This window comes from Kitasatospora sp. NPDC058115, from assembly GCF_042884635.1.
GTDB lineage: Bacteria > Actinomycetota > Actinomycetes > Streptomycetales > Streptomycetaceae > Kitasatospora.
Genome location: NZ_JBHVTL010000010.1, coordinates 23,008 through 40,104, shown reverse-complemented (window position 1 = coordinate 40,104; position 17,097 = coordinate 23,008). Strand labels below are relative to the sequence as shown.

Annotated in this window: 16 protein-coding genes; 10 read left to right on the top strand and 6 right to left on the bottom strand. The window is 75.1% G+C overall.

All coding sequences use genetic code 11. The annotated features are described in order from the left end of the window. Window positions 1-78: 78 nt before the first annotated feature. Complete coding sequence (locus ACFVVL_RS12865; protein ID WP_387674110.1) at window positions 79-2,205, bottom strand: RICIN domain-containing protein; 2,127 nt, start codon at window positions 2,203-2,205, stop codon at window positions 79-81. Between the two features lie 236 nt (window positions 2,206-2,441). On the opposite strand from ACFVVL_RS12865, the gene ACFVVL_RS12860 reads away from it, so the two are divergent. From ACFVVL_RS12860 to ACFVVL_RS12850, 3 genes are read left to right on the top strand one after another with little or no spacing between them, the layout of a single operon-like run. After that, window positions 2,442-3,482 (top strand): substrate-binding domain-containing protein, encoded by a 1,041-nt coding sequence (locus ACFVVL_RS12860; RefSeq protein WP_387674107.1) that lies wholly within the window; start codon window positions 2,442-2,444, stop codon window positions 3,480-3,482. Next, complete coding sequence (locus ACFVVL_RS12855; RefSeq protein WP_387674104.1) at window positions 3,475-5,115, top strand: sugar ABC transporter ATP-binding protein; 1,641 nt, start codon at window positions 3,475-3,477, stop codon at window positions 5,113-5,115. The genes ACFVVL_RS12860 and ACFVVL_RS12855 overlap by 8 nt, the downstream gene beginning before the upstream one ends. Next, on the top strand, window positions 5,112-6,182 hold the full coding sequence (locus tag ACFVVL_RS12850; protein ID WP_387674101.1) for an ABC transporter permease: 1,071 nt from the start codon (window positions 5,112-5,114) through the stop codon (window positions 6,180-6,182). The genes ACFVVL_RS12855 and ACFVVL_RS12850 overlap by 4 nt, the downstream gene beginning before the upstream one ends. Before the next feature lie 93 nt (window positions 6,183-6,275). On the opposite strand, the gene ACFVVL_RS12845 is transcribed toward ACFVVL_RS12850, so the two are convergent. From ACFVVL_RS12845 to ACFVVL_RS12835, 3 genes are all read right to left on the bottom strand, one after another. Next, window positions 6,276-7,901, bottom strand: coding sequence for a caspase domain-containing protein (locus ACFVVL_RS12845; RefSeq protein ID WP_387674098.1), 1,626 nt, complete (start codon window positions 7,899-7,901; stop codon window positions 6,276-6,278). Continuing rightward, window positions 7,894-8,259 (bottom strand): hypothetical protein, encoded by a 366-nt coding sequence (locus tag ACFVVL_RS12840; RefSeq protein WP_380291768.1) that lies wholly within the window; start codon window positions 8,257-8,259, stop codon window positions 7,894-7,896. Before ACFVVL_RS12840 ends, ACFVVL_RS12845 begins: the two co-directional genes overlap by 8 nt. 119 nt (window positions 8,260-8,378) lie before the next feature. Next, window positions 8,379-9,149, bottom strand: a complete 771-nt coding sequence (locus tag ACFVVL_RS12835) for a DeoR/GlpR family DNA-binding transcription regulator (protein WP_387674509.1) — start codon at window positions 9,147-9,149, stop codon at window positions 8,379-8,381. 208 nt (window positions 9,150-9,357) lie between these two features. Between ACFVVL_RS12835 and ACFVVL_RS12830 the strand changes: the two genes are divergently transcribed. Further along, window positions 9,358-9,951 (top strand): pyridoxamine 5'-phosphate oxidase family protein, encoded by a 594-nt coding sequence (locus tag ACFVVL_RS12830; RefSeq protein WP_387674094.1) that lies wholly within the window; start codon window positions 9,358-9,360, stop codon window positions 9,949-9,951. A 211-nt stretch (window positions 9,952-10,162) separates the two neighbouring features. Here the strand turns inward: ACFVVL_RS12830 and ACFVVL_RS12825 are convergent, their stop codons facing one another. Next, entirely contained in the window at window positions 10,163-10,555 is a 393-nt protein-coding gene (locus ACFVVL_RS12825; RefSeq protein WP_380291764.1) for a transglycosylase family protein, read from the bottom strand. A 591-nt stretch (window positions 10,556-11,146) separates the two neighbouring features. On the opposite strand from ACFVVL_RS12825, the gene ACFVVL_RS12820 reads away from it, so the two are divergent. Continuing rightward, window positions 11,147-11,560, top strand: coding sequence for a universal stress protein (locus tag ACFVVL_RS12820; protein WP_387674506.1), 414 nt, complete (start codon window positions 11,147-11,149; stop codon window positions 11,558-11,560). Between the two features lie 124 nt (window positions 11,561-11,684). Here the strand turns inward: ACFVVL_RS12820 and ACFVVL_RS12815 are convergent, their stop codons facing one another. Continuing rightward, window positions 11,685-11,972 carry a chaplin family protein gene (locus tag ACFVVL_RS12815; RefSeq protein WP_380291762.1) on the bottom strand — a complete coding sequence of 96 codons (288 nt, stop codon included), beginning with the start codon at window positions 11,970-11,972 and terminating at the stop codon, window positions 11,685-11,687. 354 nt (window positions 11,973-12,326) lie between these two features. Between ACFVVL_RS12815 and ACFVVL_RS12810 the strand changes: the two genes are divergently transcribed. From ACFVVL_RS12810 to ACFVVL_RS12790, 5 genes are all read left to right on the top strand, one after another. After that, window positions 12,327-12,614: a hypothetical protein gene (locus ACFVVL_RS12810; protein ID WP_387674089.1), complete on the top strand. Its 288-nt coding sequence runs from the start codon at window positions 12,327-12,329 to the stop codon at window positions 12,612-12,614. A 279-nt stretch (window positions 12,615-12,893) separates the two neighbouring features. After that, window positions 12,894-14,246 carry a PLP-dependent aminotransferase family protein gene (locus ACFVVL_RS12805; protein ID WP_387674503.1) on the top strand — a complete coding sequence of 451 codons (1,353 nt, stop codon included), beginning with the start codon at window positions 12,894-12,896 and terminating at the stop codon, window positions 14,244-14,246. 191 nt (window positions 14,247-14,437) lie between these two features. Beyond that, on the top strand, window positions 14,438-14,947 hold the full coding sequence (locus ACFVVL_RS12800; protein ID WP_380291758.1) for a hypothetical protein: 510 nt from the start codon (window positions 14,438-14,440) through the stop codon (window positions 14,945-14,947). Window positions 14,948-15,093: 146 nt separating this feature from the next. Then, complete coding sequence (locus ACFVVL_RS12795) at window positions 15,094-15,954, top strand: DUF1963 domain-containing protein (RefSeq protein ID WP_387674086.1); 861 nt, start codon at window positions 15,094-15,096, stop codon at window positions 15,952-15,954. A gap of 82 nt (window positions 15,955-16,036) precedes the next feature. Continuing rightward, entirely contained in the window at window positions 16,037-17,092 is a 1,056-nt protein-coding gene (locus ACFVVL_RS12790; RefSeq protein ID WP_387674083.1) for a hypothetical protein, read from the top strand. Window positions 17,093-17,097: the final 5 nt, after the last annotated feature.

Below are 17,097 nucleotides of genomic sequence, written 5' to 3'. Positions count from 1 at the left end.
GGGAGTCGGCCCGGTTCGGAAGTCGGAAGTCGGAAGTCGGAAGTCGGGGGCCGGGGGCGGGGCCGGGGCCCCGGCCGGTCAGTTGAGCAGTGTCCAGGCCTGGCCCGCTGCGGCCGGGGCCGGTGTGCTCAGCACGACCGCCGAGGTCGGCGCGGCCTGCGGGGCGTCCAGGGCCAGCCCGGTGGCGACGTTGGTGATGGTCAGCGCGCCGGTGGCCGTGTTCTGCAGCACCCGCCACTTCTGGTGCGGGCTGTCGGGGTCCCAGCGGTTGAGCACCCAGGCGGCCGAGCCGGTCCCGTTGCCGCCGGTCAGCGTGCCGTGGACCTGGGTGGGCGTGTCGCAGTTGTCGGTGATGCGCACGGTGCCGTCGGGGTTGGGGGTGAACTTCCACTGCTCCGAGGTGTGCCAGTCCCACCAGGTGTTGATGTCGGTGGTCGAGCCGTCCGGCGCGGCGCACATGCCCCGCACCTCCAGCGCCTGCCCGCCGGTGCCGCCCGCGGCGATGCCGTGGTAGCGGCCGTCGCCGACGACCGCGGCCGGGACGGTGGTGGGCAGCGCCCTGAGGCGGTAGAACGCGACGCCGTGCGCCGGCACCCAGGAGCCGACGGCGCCGGTGAAGACGCCGGTGGCGCCCGTCCAGAGGTCCTTGACCGTGTAGCCGGGCTCCGTCAGCCCGAGGTCGGTGAGCGTCCTGGTGATGTACTGCCAGCCGGACGGGTCCTGGTTGACCAGCAGGACGGCGGTGTCGCCGTCGGCGAGTCGGCGCTTGAGCACGACCGGTGCGGTGGCGGCGGCGGGCGGGGCGCCGACCAGGGTGGCCGGCTTGCCGAGGCGGTCCTGGTTCACCGCGATGACGTCGGCGTTCTTGTACATCGCCAGGGCGGTGTCACTGACGCCGGTGCTCCAGGTGACGCCCCGGTCGGTGTGCCGGGAGTCGGCCGCGGTGCGCAGGTCGGCGCCGAGGATGAACGGGGAGGCCATCATCGCGACGATCGACAGCTCGCTGCGCGCCTCGTCGTCGGTCATCGGCTTGTGGCAGAGGCAGTTGTCGGTGGTGCCGTAGACGCCGTAGGGGGACAGCCAGCCCGCGAACAGCATGTCCATGTCGTTCCAGCTGCCCGGTCGGACGTTGCCCGGGTACGCCAGGGCGGTCCGCAGCTGACCGTTGTAGAGCACGCCGTCCAGGTCGGGGCCGCGGTCGCCGCCGATCCGGCACAGGTTGGCGACCTGGCCGCACCACTTCCCGGTCGGCGCGTAGCCGGGCGCCTCGCGCTCGGGGGTGCCGGCGGCGACGACGACCGGGTCGGTGCGGGCCGGGTCGTCGGCCGCCAGCAGGTACGGGACGCCGGTGTGCACGGGCTGGGCGGAGACGCTCAGGGTGACCCGGGGCCGGTTCTGCGCGGTGGAGGCGGCGTCCAGGGCCCGGCGGAAGTCCTGGGCGCGGGCGTAGAGGGAGCGGGTGAGCTCCCGGCCGGTGCCCTGGGTGTAGTAGTCGTGGCCGTCGGGGCCGATGATCCTCGGTCCGTAGGGGCAGTCGTCGTACTTGACGTAGTCGACGCCCCAGGCCACGAAGTCGGCGGCGTCGGTGCTCTCGTGGCCCAGGCTGCCGGGGCGCCCCTGGCAGGTGGTGTAGGTGGTGGTGGCGTAGAGGCCGAACCTCATGCCCTTGCTGTGCGCGTACCAGGACAGGTAGGCGATGCCGTTGAGCGTGCGGCCGTCGACGGTGCGGGAGGGGAAGCGTGCCGGGTCGGGCACCAGGTGCCCGCTGGTGGGGTCGAGGCCGGTGCCGTCGGTGCCGCTGACGGGGTTGCGGTCGGCGTCGTAGAGCTGCATGGCGCCTTCGGGCGTCTTGGCGAAGTCGGCGCTCTGGCCGTCGCGGTGGCCCAGTGACCAGCCGTCGTCGACGGTCACGGTGTCGTAGCCGGCCGCGACCAGGCCGCGGGCGACCATGAAGTCGATGGTCTGGACGACCTGCTCCTGGGTGACGGCGGTGCCGAGGGTGTTCCAGGAGTTCCAGCCCATGGGCGGGGTGAGGGCCTGTCCGTTCTCGACGGTGACGGCCGCGGGGGCGGGTGTCGGGGCGGCCGTGGGGGCGGCCGTGGCGGGAGCGGCCGCGGGGCCGAGGGCGAGCGTGCCGAGACCGGACGCGGCAAGGGTCAGTGCGAGCAGGGTGCGGGACGCGAAGCGGGGCGCGGTTCTGCGCATGGGCGCTCCAGGGGGCGCGGGTGGGGGCGCATGAGGTTCGCTGGTGAAGGGGAGTCGCGATGGTGCTTTCTGTCTCTTTTTCAAACAGAAAGCAACGCAGCATAGCCATGGCCGGAGTCGACACTCAAGAGGGCCTTTCACTGCCAAGGGGCTTGACGATCCGTCAGGGTGGAGTGTGATATTTCACATCGCGTTGAAATCTGTTCGGTTCTGCTTGATGAGGAGTGGTCCCCTCCATGACCAGAAGCACCAGCCGCCGCGCCGCGGCAGGCTCCCTCCTGCTGGCGCTCGGCCTGACCACGGCGTGCTCCGACGGGCAGGAGACGATCACCGGCAACGCCTCGGTGGCGCCCGTCGGCGGCAAGATCTCGATCACCTACCTGCAGAAGCAGGGGGACCAGGAGTACTTCATCGGCGAGGCCGCCGGCGCCCGGGCCAAGGCCGCCGAACTCGGGGTCGACCTCAAGGTGGTGAACCTCGGCAACGACGCCAACAAGACGGTCAGCGAGGTCCAGGCGGCGGTTGCCCGCAAGGCCGGCGGCGTGATCGTCGTCGTCCCCGACCCGGCCGTCGGACCACAGGTCGTGCGCACCCTGCGGGACGCCGGGATCGCCCTGCTCACCTCCGACGACCAGGTCTGCGCCACCGGACCCGACCCGGCCGCCTGCGCCAAGGCCGACCTGGTGCCGCGGATCGGCTTCAGCGGAGCCCAGATGGGTGCCGAGGTCGGCCGCCGCGCCGCCGAGGAGTACTCCAGGGCCGGCTGGACCGCGGCCGACACCCGGGTCCTGTCGGCCTGGAAGCAGGACGTCACCGTCTGCGGGGACCGCGTCAAGGCGGCCAAGGAGGCCTTCGACGCGGCCGCCCCCGGCGTCCGGACCATCGACGTCGCCACCGACAACACCCCGACCGGCGCACAGGACAAGGTCGCCGCGACCGTCACCGCCAACGCGGGCGTCAAGCACTGGGTGGTGTGGGGCTGCAACGACGAGAACGTGCACGGCGGCGTCACCGCGCTGCAGAACGCCGGCGTCGGCGCGGACGACGTGATCGGCGTCGGCCTCGGGGCCTACCTCGCCTGCAAGGACTGGGGCGCGGGCAAGCCGACCGGGATGAGGGCCGCGCTGTTCATCAACGGCAGGGAGGTCGGCGCGCTCGCCGTCCAGGCGATGTACGACAAGCTCAGGAGCGGCAAGGAGCTCCCGGCCGAGCTGTTCGCGCGCGCCACCATGGTCGACGCCGCCACCTGGCAGGGCGCGGGAGTCACCTGTGGCTGACCGGGCCGCCGAGGGGCCGTCCGCCGAGGGGCCGTCCGTCGAGGGGCCGTCCGTCGAGGGGCCGTCCGCCGAGGGACCGTCCGCCGAGGGACCGCCGGTCGGCACCGGCGTCCTGGCCGTCACCAAGTCCTTCGGCGCCGTCCGGGCCCTGAGCGGCGTCACCCTCGACTTCCCCCGCGGCACGGTCACCGCGCTGATGGGCGAGAACGGCGCCGGCAAGTCCACCCTGCTGAAGATCCTCACCGGTGACCACCGGCCCACCGAGGGCCGCGTCCTGCTCGACGGCCGCCCCGTCGACCTGCGCTCCCCGGCCCAGGCCCGCGCCCTCGGCATCCGCCTCGTCCCGCAGGAACCCGAGATCGTCCCGCACGTCCCGGTCGCCGAGAACGTCTACGCCGGCGCCCTCCCCACCCGCCGGGGCCGCCGGCTGGACCGCGCCGCCCTGCGCGCCCGGATCACCGCCGACCTGGACCGGCTCGGCTTCACCGGCCTGCTCGACCCCGACCTCCCCGGCTCCCGGCTCACCGCCGCCCAGCGCCAACTCGTCGAGATCATGCGGGCGCTGACCGGCGAGGCCAAGCTGATCGCCTTCGACGAGCCCACCTCCTCGCTGTCCGAGCACGAGGCCGACACCCTCTTCGCGCTCATCGGCCGGCTGCGCGCCCAGGGCATCGCGGTCGTCTACGTCTCGCACCGGATGCGGGAGATCCTCCGCCTCGCCGACCGGATCGCCGTCCTGCGCGACGGCGAGCTGGCCGGCGTCCAGGACGCGCGCGACACCACCGAGGGCGAGCTCGTCCGGCAGATGGTCGGCCGTGACCTCTCCGCCCTGGCGCTGCGCGCCGAGGCCGCCACCGACCGCGTCGTGCTGCGGGCCCGCGGCCTCACCACCGGCCACGTCCGCGACGTCGACCTCACCGTCCGGGCGGGGGAGGTGGTCGGTCTGGCCGGGCTGATCGGCGCCGGGCGCTCGGAGCTCGCCCTCGCGCTCGCCGGGGACCTGCCGGTCCGCTCCGGCACCGTCACCCTCGACGGGCAGCCGCTGCCCGCCGGCAGCCCCGGCCGGGTGATCCGGGCCGGCCTCGGCCTCGCCCCCGAGGAGCGGCGCACCCAGGCCCTCTTCCTGGAGCGCTCGATCCGCGACAACACCTCCATCGCCGTCCTGGAACGGCTGCGCCGCGGGCGCTTCGTGCGGCGCGCGGCCGAACGCGAGCTGGTCCGCGCCCACACCCGGCGGCTGCGGGTGCGCGCCCCGTCGATCGAGCACGAGGTCGGCAAGCTCTCCGGCGGCAACCAGCAGAAGGTGGTGCTCGCCCGCTGGCTGGCCCGCCGGCCCAAGCTGCTGATCCTCGACGAACCGACCCGCGGCATCGACGTCGGCGCCAAGGCCGAGATCCACCGGATCATCTCCGACCTGGCCGAGGAGGGGGTCGCCCTGCTGGTGATCTCCTCCGAACTGCCCGAGCTGCTGAGCCTGGCCGACCGGATCGTCGTGCTGCAGAACGGGCGGATCACCGGCGAGCTCGACCGCGCCGACGCCACCGAGGAGGCCGTCCTGCAGCTCGCCATGGCCGACGACATCACCGCGGCCGGTGCCACCGCCGGCCCGACCACCCCGGGAGCACCCTCATGAGCAGCGCCACCACCCCGCCCGCCGTCGGCCGGTCCGGTCCCGGCGGGGTCACCGGCGGGGGCGGCACCGGCCGCGCGCCGCGCGGGCGCGGCCGCCCGCTCGCCCTGCTCACCGGCATCGGCGGCCAGAACCTCAGCCTGCTCGGCGCCCTCGCGCTCGTCCTCACCGTCTTCGGCCTGCTCGACGACCACTACCTCGGCTGGACCAACATCCGGGTGATCGCCGAGGCCACGACCATCACCGGCCTGCTCGCCGTCGTCCAGACCGTGGTGATCATCTGCGGCGGCCTGGACATCTCGGTCGGCTCGCAGGCCGGTCTGGCCTCCGTGGTCAGCGCCATGGCCTTCACCTCGGCCGGGTCGAACGCCCTGCTCGGGACGGCCGCGGCGGTCGCCGTCGGCATCCTCGTCGGCACCGTCAACGGCCTGGTCATCGTCCGGGGCCGGGTCAACGCGACCATCGCCACCCTGGCCGGCCTCGCCGCCTACAAGGGCATCGCCCAACTCCTCTCGGACGGCCGGGCGCAGGGCTACGTCCTCGGCGACCCGGTGTTCGTCCTCCTCGGACGCGGCCGGATCGCCGGGCTGCCGGTGATGGTCTGGATCCTGGTCCTCGTCGCGCTCGCCGTGCACGTCCTGCTCACCTTCACCGACCTCGGCCGCAACCTCTACGCGATCGGCGGCAACGACACCGCCGCCCGGCTGGCCGGCATCGCGATCAACAAGTACCTGGTCGCCGTCTACGCCCTCGTCGGCGCGGTCGCCGCGATCGCCGGCATCCTGCTCACCGCCCGCACCGGCTCCGGCCAGCCGGTCTCCGGCAGCGAGGGCCTGGAGCTCAAGGCGATCACCGCCGCGGCCCTCGGCGGCTGCGCGCTCAAGGGCGGCCGGGGCGGCATCGGCGGCACCCTGCTGGCCGTCGCCCTGCTCGGTGCTCTGGAGAACGGGCTCACCGTCCAGGGGGTCAACGCCTTCTGGCAGAACGTCGCCCAGGGCTCGCTCCTGGTGGTCGCGGTGGTCGTCCAGCAGTCCCGCTCCGGCGACCGCGCGATCGGCCTGCCGGGCTGAGGCGTGCCGTGCGGCTCGGGCCGGACCGGTGGCTCGGGCCCGAGCCGGTGGATCGGCCCGGGGCCCGGAGACCGGCCGTCCGCGGTCCGCCCGTCAGGAGAGCGTCGCGGCGAGCAGGGCGACGTTGCCGCCGCCGTACTCGTGGGCCATGGTGAGCCGGATGTCGAGCAGCTGGGCCGCGTCGCCGGGGCGGTAGCCGAGGGTGTAGACGAGGTAGTAGTTCGCGTTGAGCCGGTTCGGCTCGATGTCGGCGTAGTCGGTGAAGGAGAGGAGGTCGCTGCCGCGGAAGGTGACGGTGCAGCGCAGGGCGGCCTGGTGGTACCCGGCGTACAGGCGCAGCGTCCGGACGCCCGTGCCGCCGGGCACCAGCAGCTGGAAGCCCGCGCCGGGCCCGCCCTCGTAGACGGCGGACCGGGCGCCGCGGGCGGAGGCGTACGGGCTCCCGTCGTGCCAGGCGAAGGAGACGGGCTGCTCGGCGTCGTGGATCCGGACGGCGGGGTCGGTGCCGAGGGTGGCGAAGTTCCCGATCAGGAAGGCGTCGCTGCGGCGCACGACGCAGTACGGGTTGAAGGTGCACCGGGCGACGGCGTTCTGCGGGAAGCGTTCGGTGGCGGTGTCGTCGGACGGCAGGTAGCCCCACTGCGCCCAGTCCAGGGTGCCCTCGGCGGAGAGGTCCACGTCGGCGGAGGTGATCGAGGTGCGCGAGCCGGACAGCGTGGCCACCAGCGCGGTGTCCGTGCCGCCCCCCGGGTCGTCCGGCAGTTGCAGGTAGACCGTGGTGGCGACGAGCGTCGCCGCCACCAGGGCCGCGAGCCACCCCAGCCGGGTACGGCGCCGTCGTGGCGGCACCGGGTCGGCGGGCGGCGCGGGCGGTGCGGGAGGTGCCGTCGCGGCGGCGTTGCGGGCGAAGACGAACTCGCCCGCGGACCCGCTCATGATGGCGGTCGGCGAGGGCTTCTCGTCGCGCAGCAGCCGCTCCCGCAGCAGCCGCAGGAGCAGGTCGACGGTCAGCACCTCCGGCCCGCCCGCGACCCCCTCCTCGACGATCTCGGCCAGGCAGCGGGTGAACACGGTGTGCGGGCGCCCGTCCTCGGAGCGCTCCTCGAACCGTGCGCTCTCGTAGGGCCCGGCGGCGCCGATCAGCGCGCCGCCCGGGGTGCGGGCGAGGCCGATGAGGTGGTCGCCGGGCGACAGCCGCCCGTCGGGGGAGACGGCGAGCCCGGCGTGGCAGCAGTCCAGCAGCACGATCGTGGTGGTGGCACGGCTCGCCCGGAGCGCGTGGCGGACGGCGGAGTACGGCAGGCTGGTGGTGGCCCGCCGGTCCGCGTCGTCCCGGGTGCCGGGCAGCGCCAGGCACAGTTCGTCCCGGTCGTCGGCCTGGCCGTGCCCGACGTAGTAGAACAGGGCGGTGTCGTCGGCCCCCTGGAACAACTCGACCAGCCGGTCGGGCAGGTTGACCCCCGGGGGCACGTCCGCCAGCACCGCCACCCGGTCCTCCGGCCAGCCGCACAGCTCGCCGGTGAGCAGCCGGCGCATCCGGTCGAGGCTGTGCGCGGCGGCCGGGACCGGCCGCAGGTGCTGGTAGGCGGCGGTGCCGACGAGGACGGCCATCGAGCGCGCGTGGTCACGGACCGGGCCTGCGCCCGGCTCGCCGCCCGGCTCGCCGCCCGGCTCGCCGACCGGGCCTCTGACCGGCTCGCCGGTCGGACGTTCACTCACCGAGCAGGCGCTCCAGCAGCGGCATGACCTCGTCGACGTTCTCCGCGTGCAGGGTGACGGTGCGCCCGTCGCGGACGATCTCCACCCGGAGGCCGGAGCGGCGCGAGCGGATGAAGTCGGGGAGCACCCGGATCGCCGCGACGATGCCCGAGGCCCCGCCCAGGACCGTCAGCACGTCCAGGACGCCCTGCTCGCCGGGCCCGGGGACGCCGGGCCGCCGGGCGACCTCGACCTCCGCCGGACCATGGGTCAACCACCTCTCCAGTGCGGAGAGCTGGGAAGGATCCGAGAGCACGATGTCGATGCTCCCGGGCACCGTCCCACCGTGCTCGGACGTCGCGGACGATTCGGAACTCATGGCACCCCCCACGGCCGGCGCCCCCGCCGGACAGCCGACAGTGTGGCAGAACCGCACCCCTCGGGGAGCGGTGTTCGCCGCGAAATCCCGGCCCGGACAAGGGTCGTGCCCGCCCGGCCTCAGCCCGTCGGGACCGGTGCGACGACCAACTCCCCGACGGTCTCCGCCAGGGTGGTGCGGGCCTGGGCGTCCAGGCCCGCGTCGGTGACGAAGACGTCGATCTCGTCGAGCGCGGCGAACCCGCTGAGCGCGACCACGCCCCACTTGGTGTGGTCGGCCACCACGGCGACCCGGCGCGCGGCGGCGATCAGCGCCCGGTTGGTCTGCGCCTCCGCGAGGTTGGGCGTGGTCAGACCGGCCTTCTCACCGACCCCGTGGGCCCCGAGGATCAGCAGGTCGACGTGGAGGGAGCGGATCGCCTGGTCGGCCAGCGGGCCGACCAGCGCCGCCGACGGGGTGGGCGAGCCACCGGTCAGCAGCAGCGTGGGCGCGCCCGCGGTGGTCTGCTCGCCGGTCGAACGGACCAGGTCCGCGACCGGCAGCGAGTTGGTGACGACGGTCAGGCGCGGGACGTGCAGCAGCCGGGCGGCGACCGCGTACGCCGTGGTGCCCGCCGCGACGGCGACCACGCTGCCGGGCTCGACCAGGGTGGCCGCGGCCTCCGCCACGGCGGCCTTGGCGGCCGACTCCAGCGCCGACTTCGCCTCGAACCCCGGTTCGTCGACGGCCGTGCCCGAGGCGGAGACGGCTCCGCCGTGCACCTTCTTCACCACGCCCGAGCGCTCCAGGGCGTCGAGGTCGCGGCGCACCGTCATGTCGGAGACGCCCAACTGCTCGACCAGTTCGGCGACGCGCACGGCCCCGCTGCGGCGCACCATCTCGGCGATCATCGCCTGTCGCTGATGGGCCAGCAGCCCGCTGTCGGCCAAGGCCCCACTCCCTCACACTGGTACGCCCCAGGACCGGGCGGTCCGCGAGTCCGTCAAGGATACTGTCCGGCCGTCCGCGGCCGTCCGCGGCTGTCCGCCGAGGCGCGGTGGCCGTCCCGGATGCTGGAAACCGATTTCCGGCCCGGCCGCCCGGAGGCACAATCACCCCATGGGAAAGACCTACGAGAAGATCGACGACCGCCTGCGCGCGTTCATCGAGGCCCAGCCCGTCTTCTTCGTCGCGACCGCACCGCTCGCCGCCGACGGGCACGTCAACGTCTCGCCCAAGGGCCGTTCCGGGACGCTCGCCGTGCTCGACGAACGCACCCTCGCCTACCTGGACTTCGGCGGCTCGGGGGCGGAGACGGTGGCCCACGTGCGGGAGAACGGGCGGATCACCCTGATGTGGTGCGCCTTCGAGGGCCCGCCGAAGATCCTGCGGGTGCACGGGCAGGGGGTGGCGGTGTTCCGTGACGACCCGCGCTTCCCCGGGCTGCTCGCCCGCTTCGACCCGGCCGTGGACGGGCCCTCGCTGCGGGCGATCGTCCTGGTGGAGGCCGAGCGGGTCGGCGACTCCTGCGGCTACGCGGTCCCGCTGATGGACTACCGCGAGGACCGGGGCCTGCACGCGGAGTACTTCGGGCGGAAGACGGAGGAGGAGTTCAGCAGCTACTGCGAGCGCAAGGAGCACGTGGCCACCAGCCTCGACGGCCTGCCGGCGATCCCGCTGCCGCTCCCCGCCCGCCCCGGACCCGCCGGCTGAGCGGACCGGACCCGCGTCCGTCCGCACCGGACGCGACATCCGCGCACGTCGCGTCCGCGCACATCGCACATCGCGTCCGCGCACATCGCGTCCGCGCACATCGCGCGCCCGCACAACGCACGACGCCGCTGGACTCCGACCGGCCCTTCGCGGGCCCGGCCGGGTGCAGCGGCGTCGTCGTGCTGCCCCCGGGGAGGGGGCGGAGCGGTCCTTACTTGGTCAGACCGGCCTTGACGGAGCAGACCGGCCAGGCGCCGGGGCCCTGAGCGGCGAGGACCTTCTCGCCGACGGCGATCTGCTGCGCCTTGGTGGCCTGGTGGGCCTGCGGGGCGTAGGCGGTGCCACCGAAGGCGGCCCAGGTGCTGGAGGTGAACTGCAGGCCGCCGTAGAAGCCGTTGCCCGAGTTGATGGCCCAGTTGCCGGTGGCCTCGCACGCGGCGACCTTGTCCCACACGGAGACCGGGGCGGCGGAGGCGCTGTTGGCCGCGACGAGGCCGGCCACCGGCAGGGCGGTGAGCGCCCCGGCCATCAGAGCCATCCGGACGCGGTTGCGACGCTTGGTGGCGGTGGTGGTGGCAGCGGTGGTCTCGTTACGGAAGGTCATGGGTTTCCTTTCGGAGAGGGTGTGCGAGCGCGCGGAACCAGGCCCTCGGAAGGCCGTCGGTTTCGGGGACACGTCGCTCGCGTGGTCGTGCACCGTGGTCGCTCCGGGGCGGTGAGGCCCTGGTGAGCGGCTTGCTCGGTGCAACGCATTCGAAGTTACGTGGGCTGGGGGGCCGTTTCAAGGAATCGCAGGTTTAGCCACGTCAGAGCGGGGTTACCGGTAGTAAGGATCAAGAAAATGGGTGGATTTGAAGGCAAATGTCCCGATTTTCAAGATCAAACCTCTGCGGAAAGTGGCCTGGACCACGTTCGGGGCCCTGTGAGGCCGCGCACACGGTCGACGGCGGGTGACGGCCGCTCGCCGCGCCGTGCACGAAACCGGCCGTCCGGCGGACCGGCGTCCGCGGTCCGGGTGGCCCCGGCCACAGGCCTCACCCGTCGTGCCCCCTGCGGTCACCCACCGTGTCCGGCATAGCCTCGGCGCATGAGCAACGAGAGCGATGCGGAGCGGGACGAGGCGGCCTTCGACGCCGGGGAGCCGGGTGCGGCGGTCGCCCCGGCCGGGTTCGAGCTGGGGACCGACGGCCCCAGGATGATCCTCGCGGGCCTGGACGGCTCGGACTCCTCCTGGCGTGCCACGGCCTTCGCGGCCGGGCTCGCCCGGCGGCAGAACGCCACCCTGGCGATCGCCTACATCCAGCCGGTGCTGGGCGCGGCCACCGCCCTGGCCGGCGCGGCCGTCGAGGAGACCACCCGGGAGATCGCCGAGGAGCTGCTCATCGCGCTCCGCGAGGCCGAGCACCGGCTGCGCGACGTGTGGCGGGTGGACTGGCGGTTCCTGACCGTGCGTGGCGACCCGTACACCGGGCTGGCGCGGCTGGCGGACGAGCTGCGGGCCGACGGCGTGGTGGTCGGCGCCTCCGAGCAGGCCGGACACCGGGTGATCGGCTCGGTCGCGGTGCGGCTGGTCAAGGCGGGCCGCTGGCCGGTCACGGTGGTCCCGTAGCGGCCGGGAGCGGAGCGGCGGGACGAGGAGAGGGCTGCGGCCCCGGGAGATTCCCGGGACCGCAGCCCTGATGCGGTGCGGAGGGGGTGCCGACGCACGGCGCCGGCACGCGGGCGGGCGTCGGTCAGAGGATCGAGAGGCCGTTGCCGCAGACGTTGATCGGGATGCTGATCGGGATCTGGATCTGGTTGCCGGACAGCACCCCCGGCGAGTTGGCCACCACGCCGCTCGCGTAGGCACCGCCCTCGTTGATACAGGTGGTGCCACCGCCCTGGAAGGACGTGGGGGACTGGTGCGCGGGGGCGTGGTGCCCGGGCTCGTCGCAGTCGCCCGCGAGGGCGGGGCCGGCGGACAGGACGGCCAGCGCGGCGCTGAGACCGGCGGCGAGCAGGTACTTCCTGGTGTTGGTCATGCCGAAGGAATAGCCAGCCGACACGCTGAGGACGACACAATCCGACCACAGGACCACCCGATCGCAGTCGCAGCCGCACCCCGATGCAGGAACGCCGCCACCCGCGCGGCGCACCCGCCTGGCGCAATCGCCCCGTCCGCCCCCGTCGACCCGGCCCCCGTCCACCCCCGTCCACCCCTCGTTCACCCGGCCCGCCGTCCCGGCCGGGATCCGGGGCAGGGGCGGGACCCCGGCCCCGTGCGCCCGGGACCGCCGCTCCCCGACGCTCGATGCACGGCGCACGGCGCACGGTCCGGACCGCGTCCCCCGGCCCCGGCCGCCCCGCCGCCACCACCGCGCGAACGGGAGACCCGCATGTACGCACACTGGGGCACCTTCACCAAGAACGACACCCTCTCCGACTGCCTCGGCCTGGCCCAGAGCGCGCTCCTGCGCCAGGGCTTCCAGATCTGGGACGGCGCGGCCGACGGCGACTACCAGGTGATCGGCGGCACCGCCGACGTCATCGCCACGGTCGTCTGCGTCCCGCAGTCCGGGAACATCTGGCTGAGCGTCAGCGCCTACTCCACCGACTCGGCGCTCGCCGAACGCACCCGCAACGACGTGCGGTCGTTCATCGTCGAATCGGTCCGCATCGACTGAGCGGGCGGCCGGTGGCGGCGCACGAACCGGAGGTCCCGGGCCGGCGGACCCGGCCCGGGGCCCCGTACGGACCCGGCGATAGGGTGCATGACCATGACGGACACCCCGGTCGATCCGCCCCGGACACCCCGGACACCCCGGACACCCCGCCGCCCCGCCGGGCCGGCGGACGGACCGGCCGGCGGGAGCGCCACCGCCGCCACCCGCTCCGGCGCGGACCCGTCCGGCACCGATCTGCACCTCGACCTGCCCGCCGCCGGCAGCCGCCGCTCCGCCCTGATGGCCGCCCTGCGCGAGGCGATCCGCAGCGGCCGGCTCGCCCCCGGCGCCCGGCTGCCGCCCTACCGCACCCTCGCCGCCGACCTCGGCATCGCCCGCAACACCGCGGCCGACGCCTACGCCGAACTGGTCGCCGAGGGCTGGCTCACCGCCCGCCAGGGCTCGGGCACCGCCGTCGCCGACCGGGCCGAACCCGCGCCCGCCGGCCGGGCCCGGCGCTCCTCCCGGCCGCCGAGCCCCGTCCACGACCTGCGGCAGGGCCGGCCCGACGCGGCCGCCTTCCCGCGCACCGCCTGGCTCGCCGCCGGGCGCCGGGCGCTCACCGCCGCGCCCGGCGAGGCGTTCGGGCCCGGTGACCCCCAGGGCCGGGGTGAACTGCGCCGGGCCCTCGCCGACTACCTCGCCCGGGCCCGCGGGGTGCGCACCGACCCGGAGCGGATCGTGATCTGCTCCGGCTTCGCCCACGCGCTGCGGCTGCTGTTCGACGGCCCGCGCGCGGTGCTCCCCGCCAGGACCGCCGGCCCGCTCGCCGTCGAGGGCTACGGGCTGGCCTTCCACCGCGGCCTGCTGGCCTCCGCCGGGGTCACCGGCGTCCCGCTGCCGCTCGACGAACACGGCGCCCGGGTCGGCGCGCTGGCGCAGCACCGGGAGGTTCGCACGGTGCTGCTCACCCCCGCCCACCAGTTCCCCACCGGGGGGCCGCTGCACGCGGGCCGCCGGGCGGCGGTGGTCGACTGGGCGCGCGGCCGCGGCGGGCTCGTGCTGGAGGACGACTACGACGGCGAGTTCCGCTACGACCGGCAGCCGGTCGGCGCGCTGCAGGGCCTGGACCCGGAGCGGGTGGTCTACCTCGGGACGGCCAGCAAGAGCCTCAGCCCGGCGCTGCGGCTCGGCTGGATGGTGCTGCCCGACCACCTGGTGGACCGGGTGCTCGCGGTCAAGGGGGAGCGCGAGGGCTGGGCGAGTGCGCTGGACCAGCTGACCCTGGCGGAGTTCATCGACTCGGGCGGCTACGACCGGCACGTGCGGCGGATGCGCCGCCGCTACCGCGACCGTCGCGACCGGCTGGTCGGCGCCCTGGCCGAGCGGGCCCCGCACGTCGAGGTCACCGGGATCGCGGCCGGACTGCACGCGGTGCTCCGCCTCGCGCCCGGCACCGAGCGCTCGGCGCTCGCGGCGGCCGCCCACCGGGGGCTGGCCGTGGACGGCCTGGCGGACTTCCGGCACCCGCAGCTGGCGCCGGAGGCGATGCCGGTGACGGACGGCCTGGTGGTCGGCTACGCGACCCCGCCCGACCACGCCTACCCGGCGGCGCTGGAGGCGCTCTGCGCGGTCCTGCGGCCGCCGCTCTGACGGTCCGCCGTCCCCCGGCCGCGATGCGGGCGGAAGCGGGACGGGCGGCGTGGAGGGTAGGGCTCCGGTCGCCCGGCGGCGGGGGAACCGGAAGGTAATGGCCCCGGCGTCCGCTCGCCGGTCATCCGCCGGTACGGACCGGTGCGGAGGCCGCCACCGGCGCCGGGACGGTCCCCCTACGCTCCCTGGTCATGCGCACATCACTGCTGAGCCGCTCCGGCCTCTCCGCCGTCCTCGCCCTCCTCGTCGCCCTGCTGCTGTCGGCCACGCCCGCCCACGCGGGCACGCCGGTGCTCGCCGTCTCCGTCGACCGGGCGACCGCCACCCCGGGCTCCGACGTCACCCTGACGCTCACCCTGACCAACCCGCACGACACCGCCGCCCAGTTCGTCTACGAGTCCATCCAGCCGACCTACACCACCACCCTGAACACCGGCCTGAAGTACGCCTTCTCCGCCTGCGGCGGCAACGTCACCAGCTGTGACACGGGGGCCACCAGCGGTCTGGTCCACCACTCCGTGCCGGTCGCGGCCGGCGCCACCACCACGGTCACCCTGACCTACTCCATCGGCGCCGACTCGGTCTGCGGCAACGGCGCGCGGATCGACTTCTACACCTACCTCTACTACGAGTACGCGAACGGCACGGCCAGCGACTCCGGCATCTTCCAGGTCCCCGGCAACGAGGTCGTCTGCTCCTGACGCCCGACGCCCCCTCCCGCCCATGACCCCCCGTCAGGTGCCGGTCGCCCCCGTAGCGGCACCTGACGGGGCCCTCGCCGTTCCCGGTGCCGTCGCGGCGGCTGCCGCGGCCGGGCGTTGTCGGACCCTCGTGTCAGGCTTGGCGCATGGCCGAACTCGTGACCACCGACACTCGTGCGACCGCCCCCGGTGAGGACGTGCCGCCGATACCCGGCGAGGTCGCGGAGCTGATCCGCGCCCGGGCCGGCGAGCAGCTGGCGCCCCTGGTGCACGGGCTGTTCCGCTCCTCCCTGGTCCTCGCCCCCGTGCCCGGCGGGGACGGCGCGGACCGTGGGGGCGGCACGGAGGGCGCGGACGGCCGGGCCGCAGGGAGCGCCGGACGGCTCGGCGGGCTGCCCGCACTGCCCGGGGGCACGGACTGGCCGGAGTTCTCCGGCCGCCCGATGCAGCTGCTCGCCCAGCTGGACTGCGCCGCACTCGCCGAGGCCCACGGGACCACCGGAGCGGACAGCGGGCCGGACAGCGGCGGCTGGCCGCTGCCCGCCGACGGACTGCTGCTCTTCTTCCACGACGAATGGCTCGCCGACTTCACCGGACGCGGCTGCCGCGTCCTGCACGTGCCCGCCGGTGCGCCGCCGCGCCCCGCGCCGGCCGTCGAGCGGGGCACGCCCGCCGTCCCGGCCGTGCCGGTCCGGGCCGCCCGGGCGCTGTCCGCGCCGTCCTACCAGGACCGCGAGCTGGAGCGGCTGTTCCCCGACGACTTCCTGGTCGCCCTCGACCTCGCCCAGGACCTCGCCGAGCACCTGCCCCGCCCCGCGGTCCGGCTGCTCGGCTGGTGCGACACCGACACCGGCCGCCCCGAGGGCCACCGCCCGCTGCTGCAGATCGACAGCGGCGTGCTGGCCGCCGACTGGGGCGAGTGCGTCAACGTCTCCTTCTGGATCACCGACGAGGACCTCGCGGCCGGCCGCTTCGACGAGGTCCGGCACGGCTTCGAGATCGCCTGACAGGCGGGGGCCCGGACCGGGGACCTACTGTGGAGACAGGCCCGGGCGCGGCCGGAGCGCACGGCGGAGCGGTGGGACGGACGTGGCCCCGACGACAGAGCCGGACCCCGGGGGCCGGGCGGAGCCCGCGCCGAACGGGGCGGGTGACGGCGCCCCGCTGGCCGAGCTGATGCGCTCGATGCGCGACCACCCGGCGCGGATGCCGGAGCTGCTCGCCGTCTTCGGCGTCCGTCACCGCGGGCCGCGCGCCGCCCGCCGGGTGGCGGCGCTGCGGGAGGCCCACCCGGAGGCCCCGGAGAACGAGCTCGCCCGGCGGGTCGTCGACCACGCGCGGCGGGTCAGCCGGAGCGAGGGCGCGTTCGTCGCCGGCCCCTTCCTCTGGATGGCCCCGTTCGCCTTCTGCACCGCGCTGCTGGCCCAGGGGCAGATGCTGCTGGAGGTCGCTGCCCTCACCGGCAAGGACCCCACCGCCCGGGAGCGCGCCCCCGAGCTGCTCGTCCTCCAGGGGGCCCATCCGGACCTCGCCGCCGCCGACCGGGCCCTCGCCGCCGGGCCGCCGCCCCGGAGCGGGCGGACCGGCCGGCTGCGGGGGTTCGGCACGCTGGTCTGGCGGATGGCCCGGCTGCTCGGCCTGACCAGCGAGGACGTCGTGCCGCCGCCGTCCCGCTGGCGGAGCGCGGGGGAGTGGGCGCTGCTCGCCCTGGTGCTCCTGATGGGCACCGTCGCCCCGCTGATCTGGCTCCCCTACATGGCGTTCTCCTACAACCGGGCCACCGACCGGCTGGCCGCCCGTGCACTGGCCTTCCACTTCGGCGGGGAGCCGGCGGACTGGCCCGGCCCCGGCCGGGGCCGGACCGACGCCGGGATGGCGGCCGCCGCCGGCCGGGTCCTGCTGGCGCTGCTGGTCCCGGTCGCGGCGGTGGGGGTCCTGCTGATCGCCGACATCCGGCTCGCCGACAGCCGCTGGCCCGTCCTGGCCCTGGTGCTGATCGGCCTCGCGGTCGTGGTGAGCGGGCTGTGGTGGATCGCCCACCGGCACGAACTGCACCCGTCCGGGGACCGCCCCGAGAGCGGCCGGACGGGCCCGCCAGGCCCGCCGCCGACTCCCCCCGACTGGCCGTCAGGGAACGGAAGTTAGGCTTC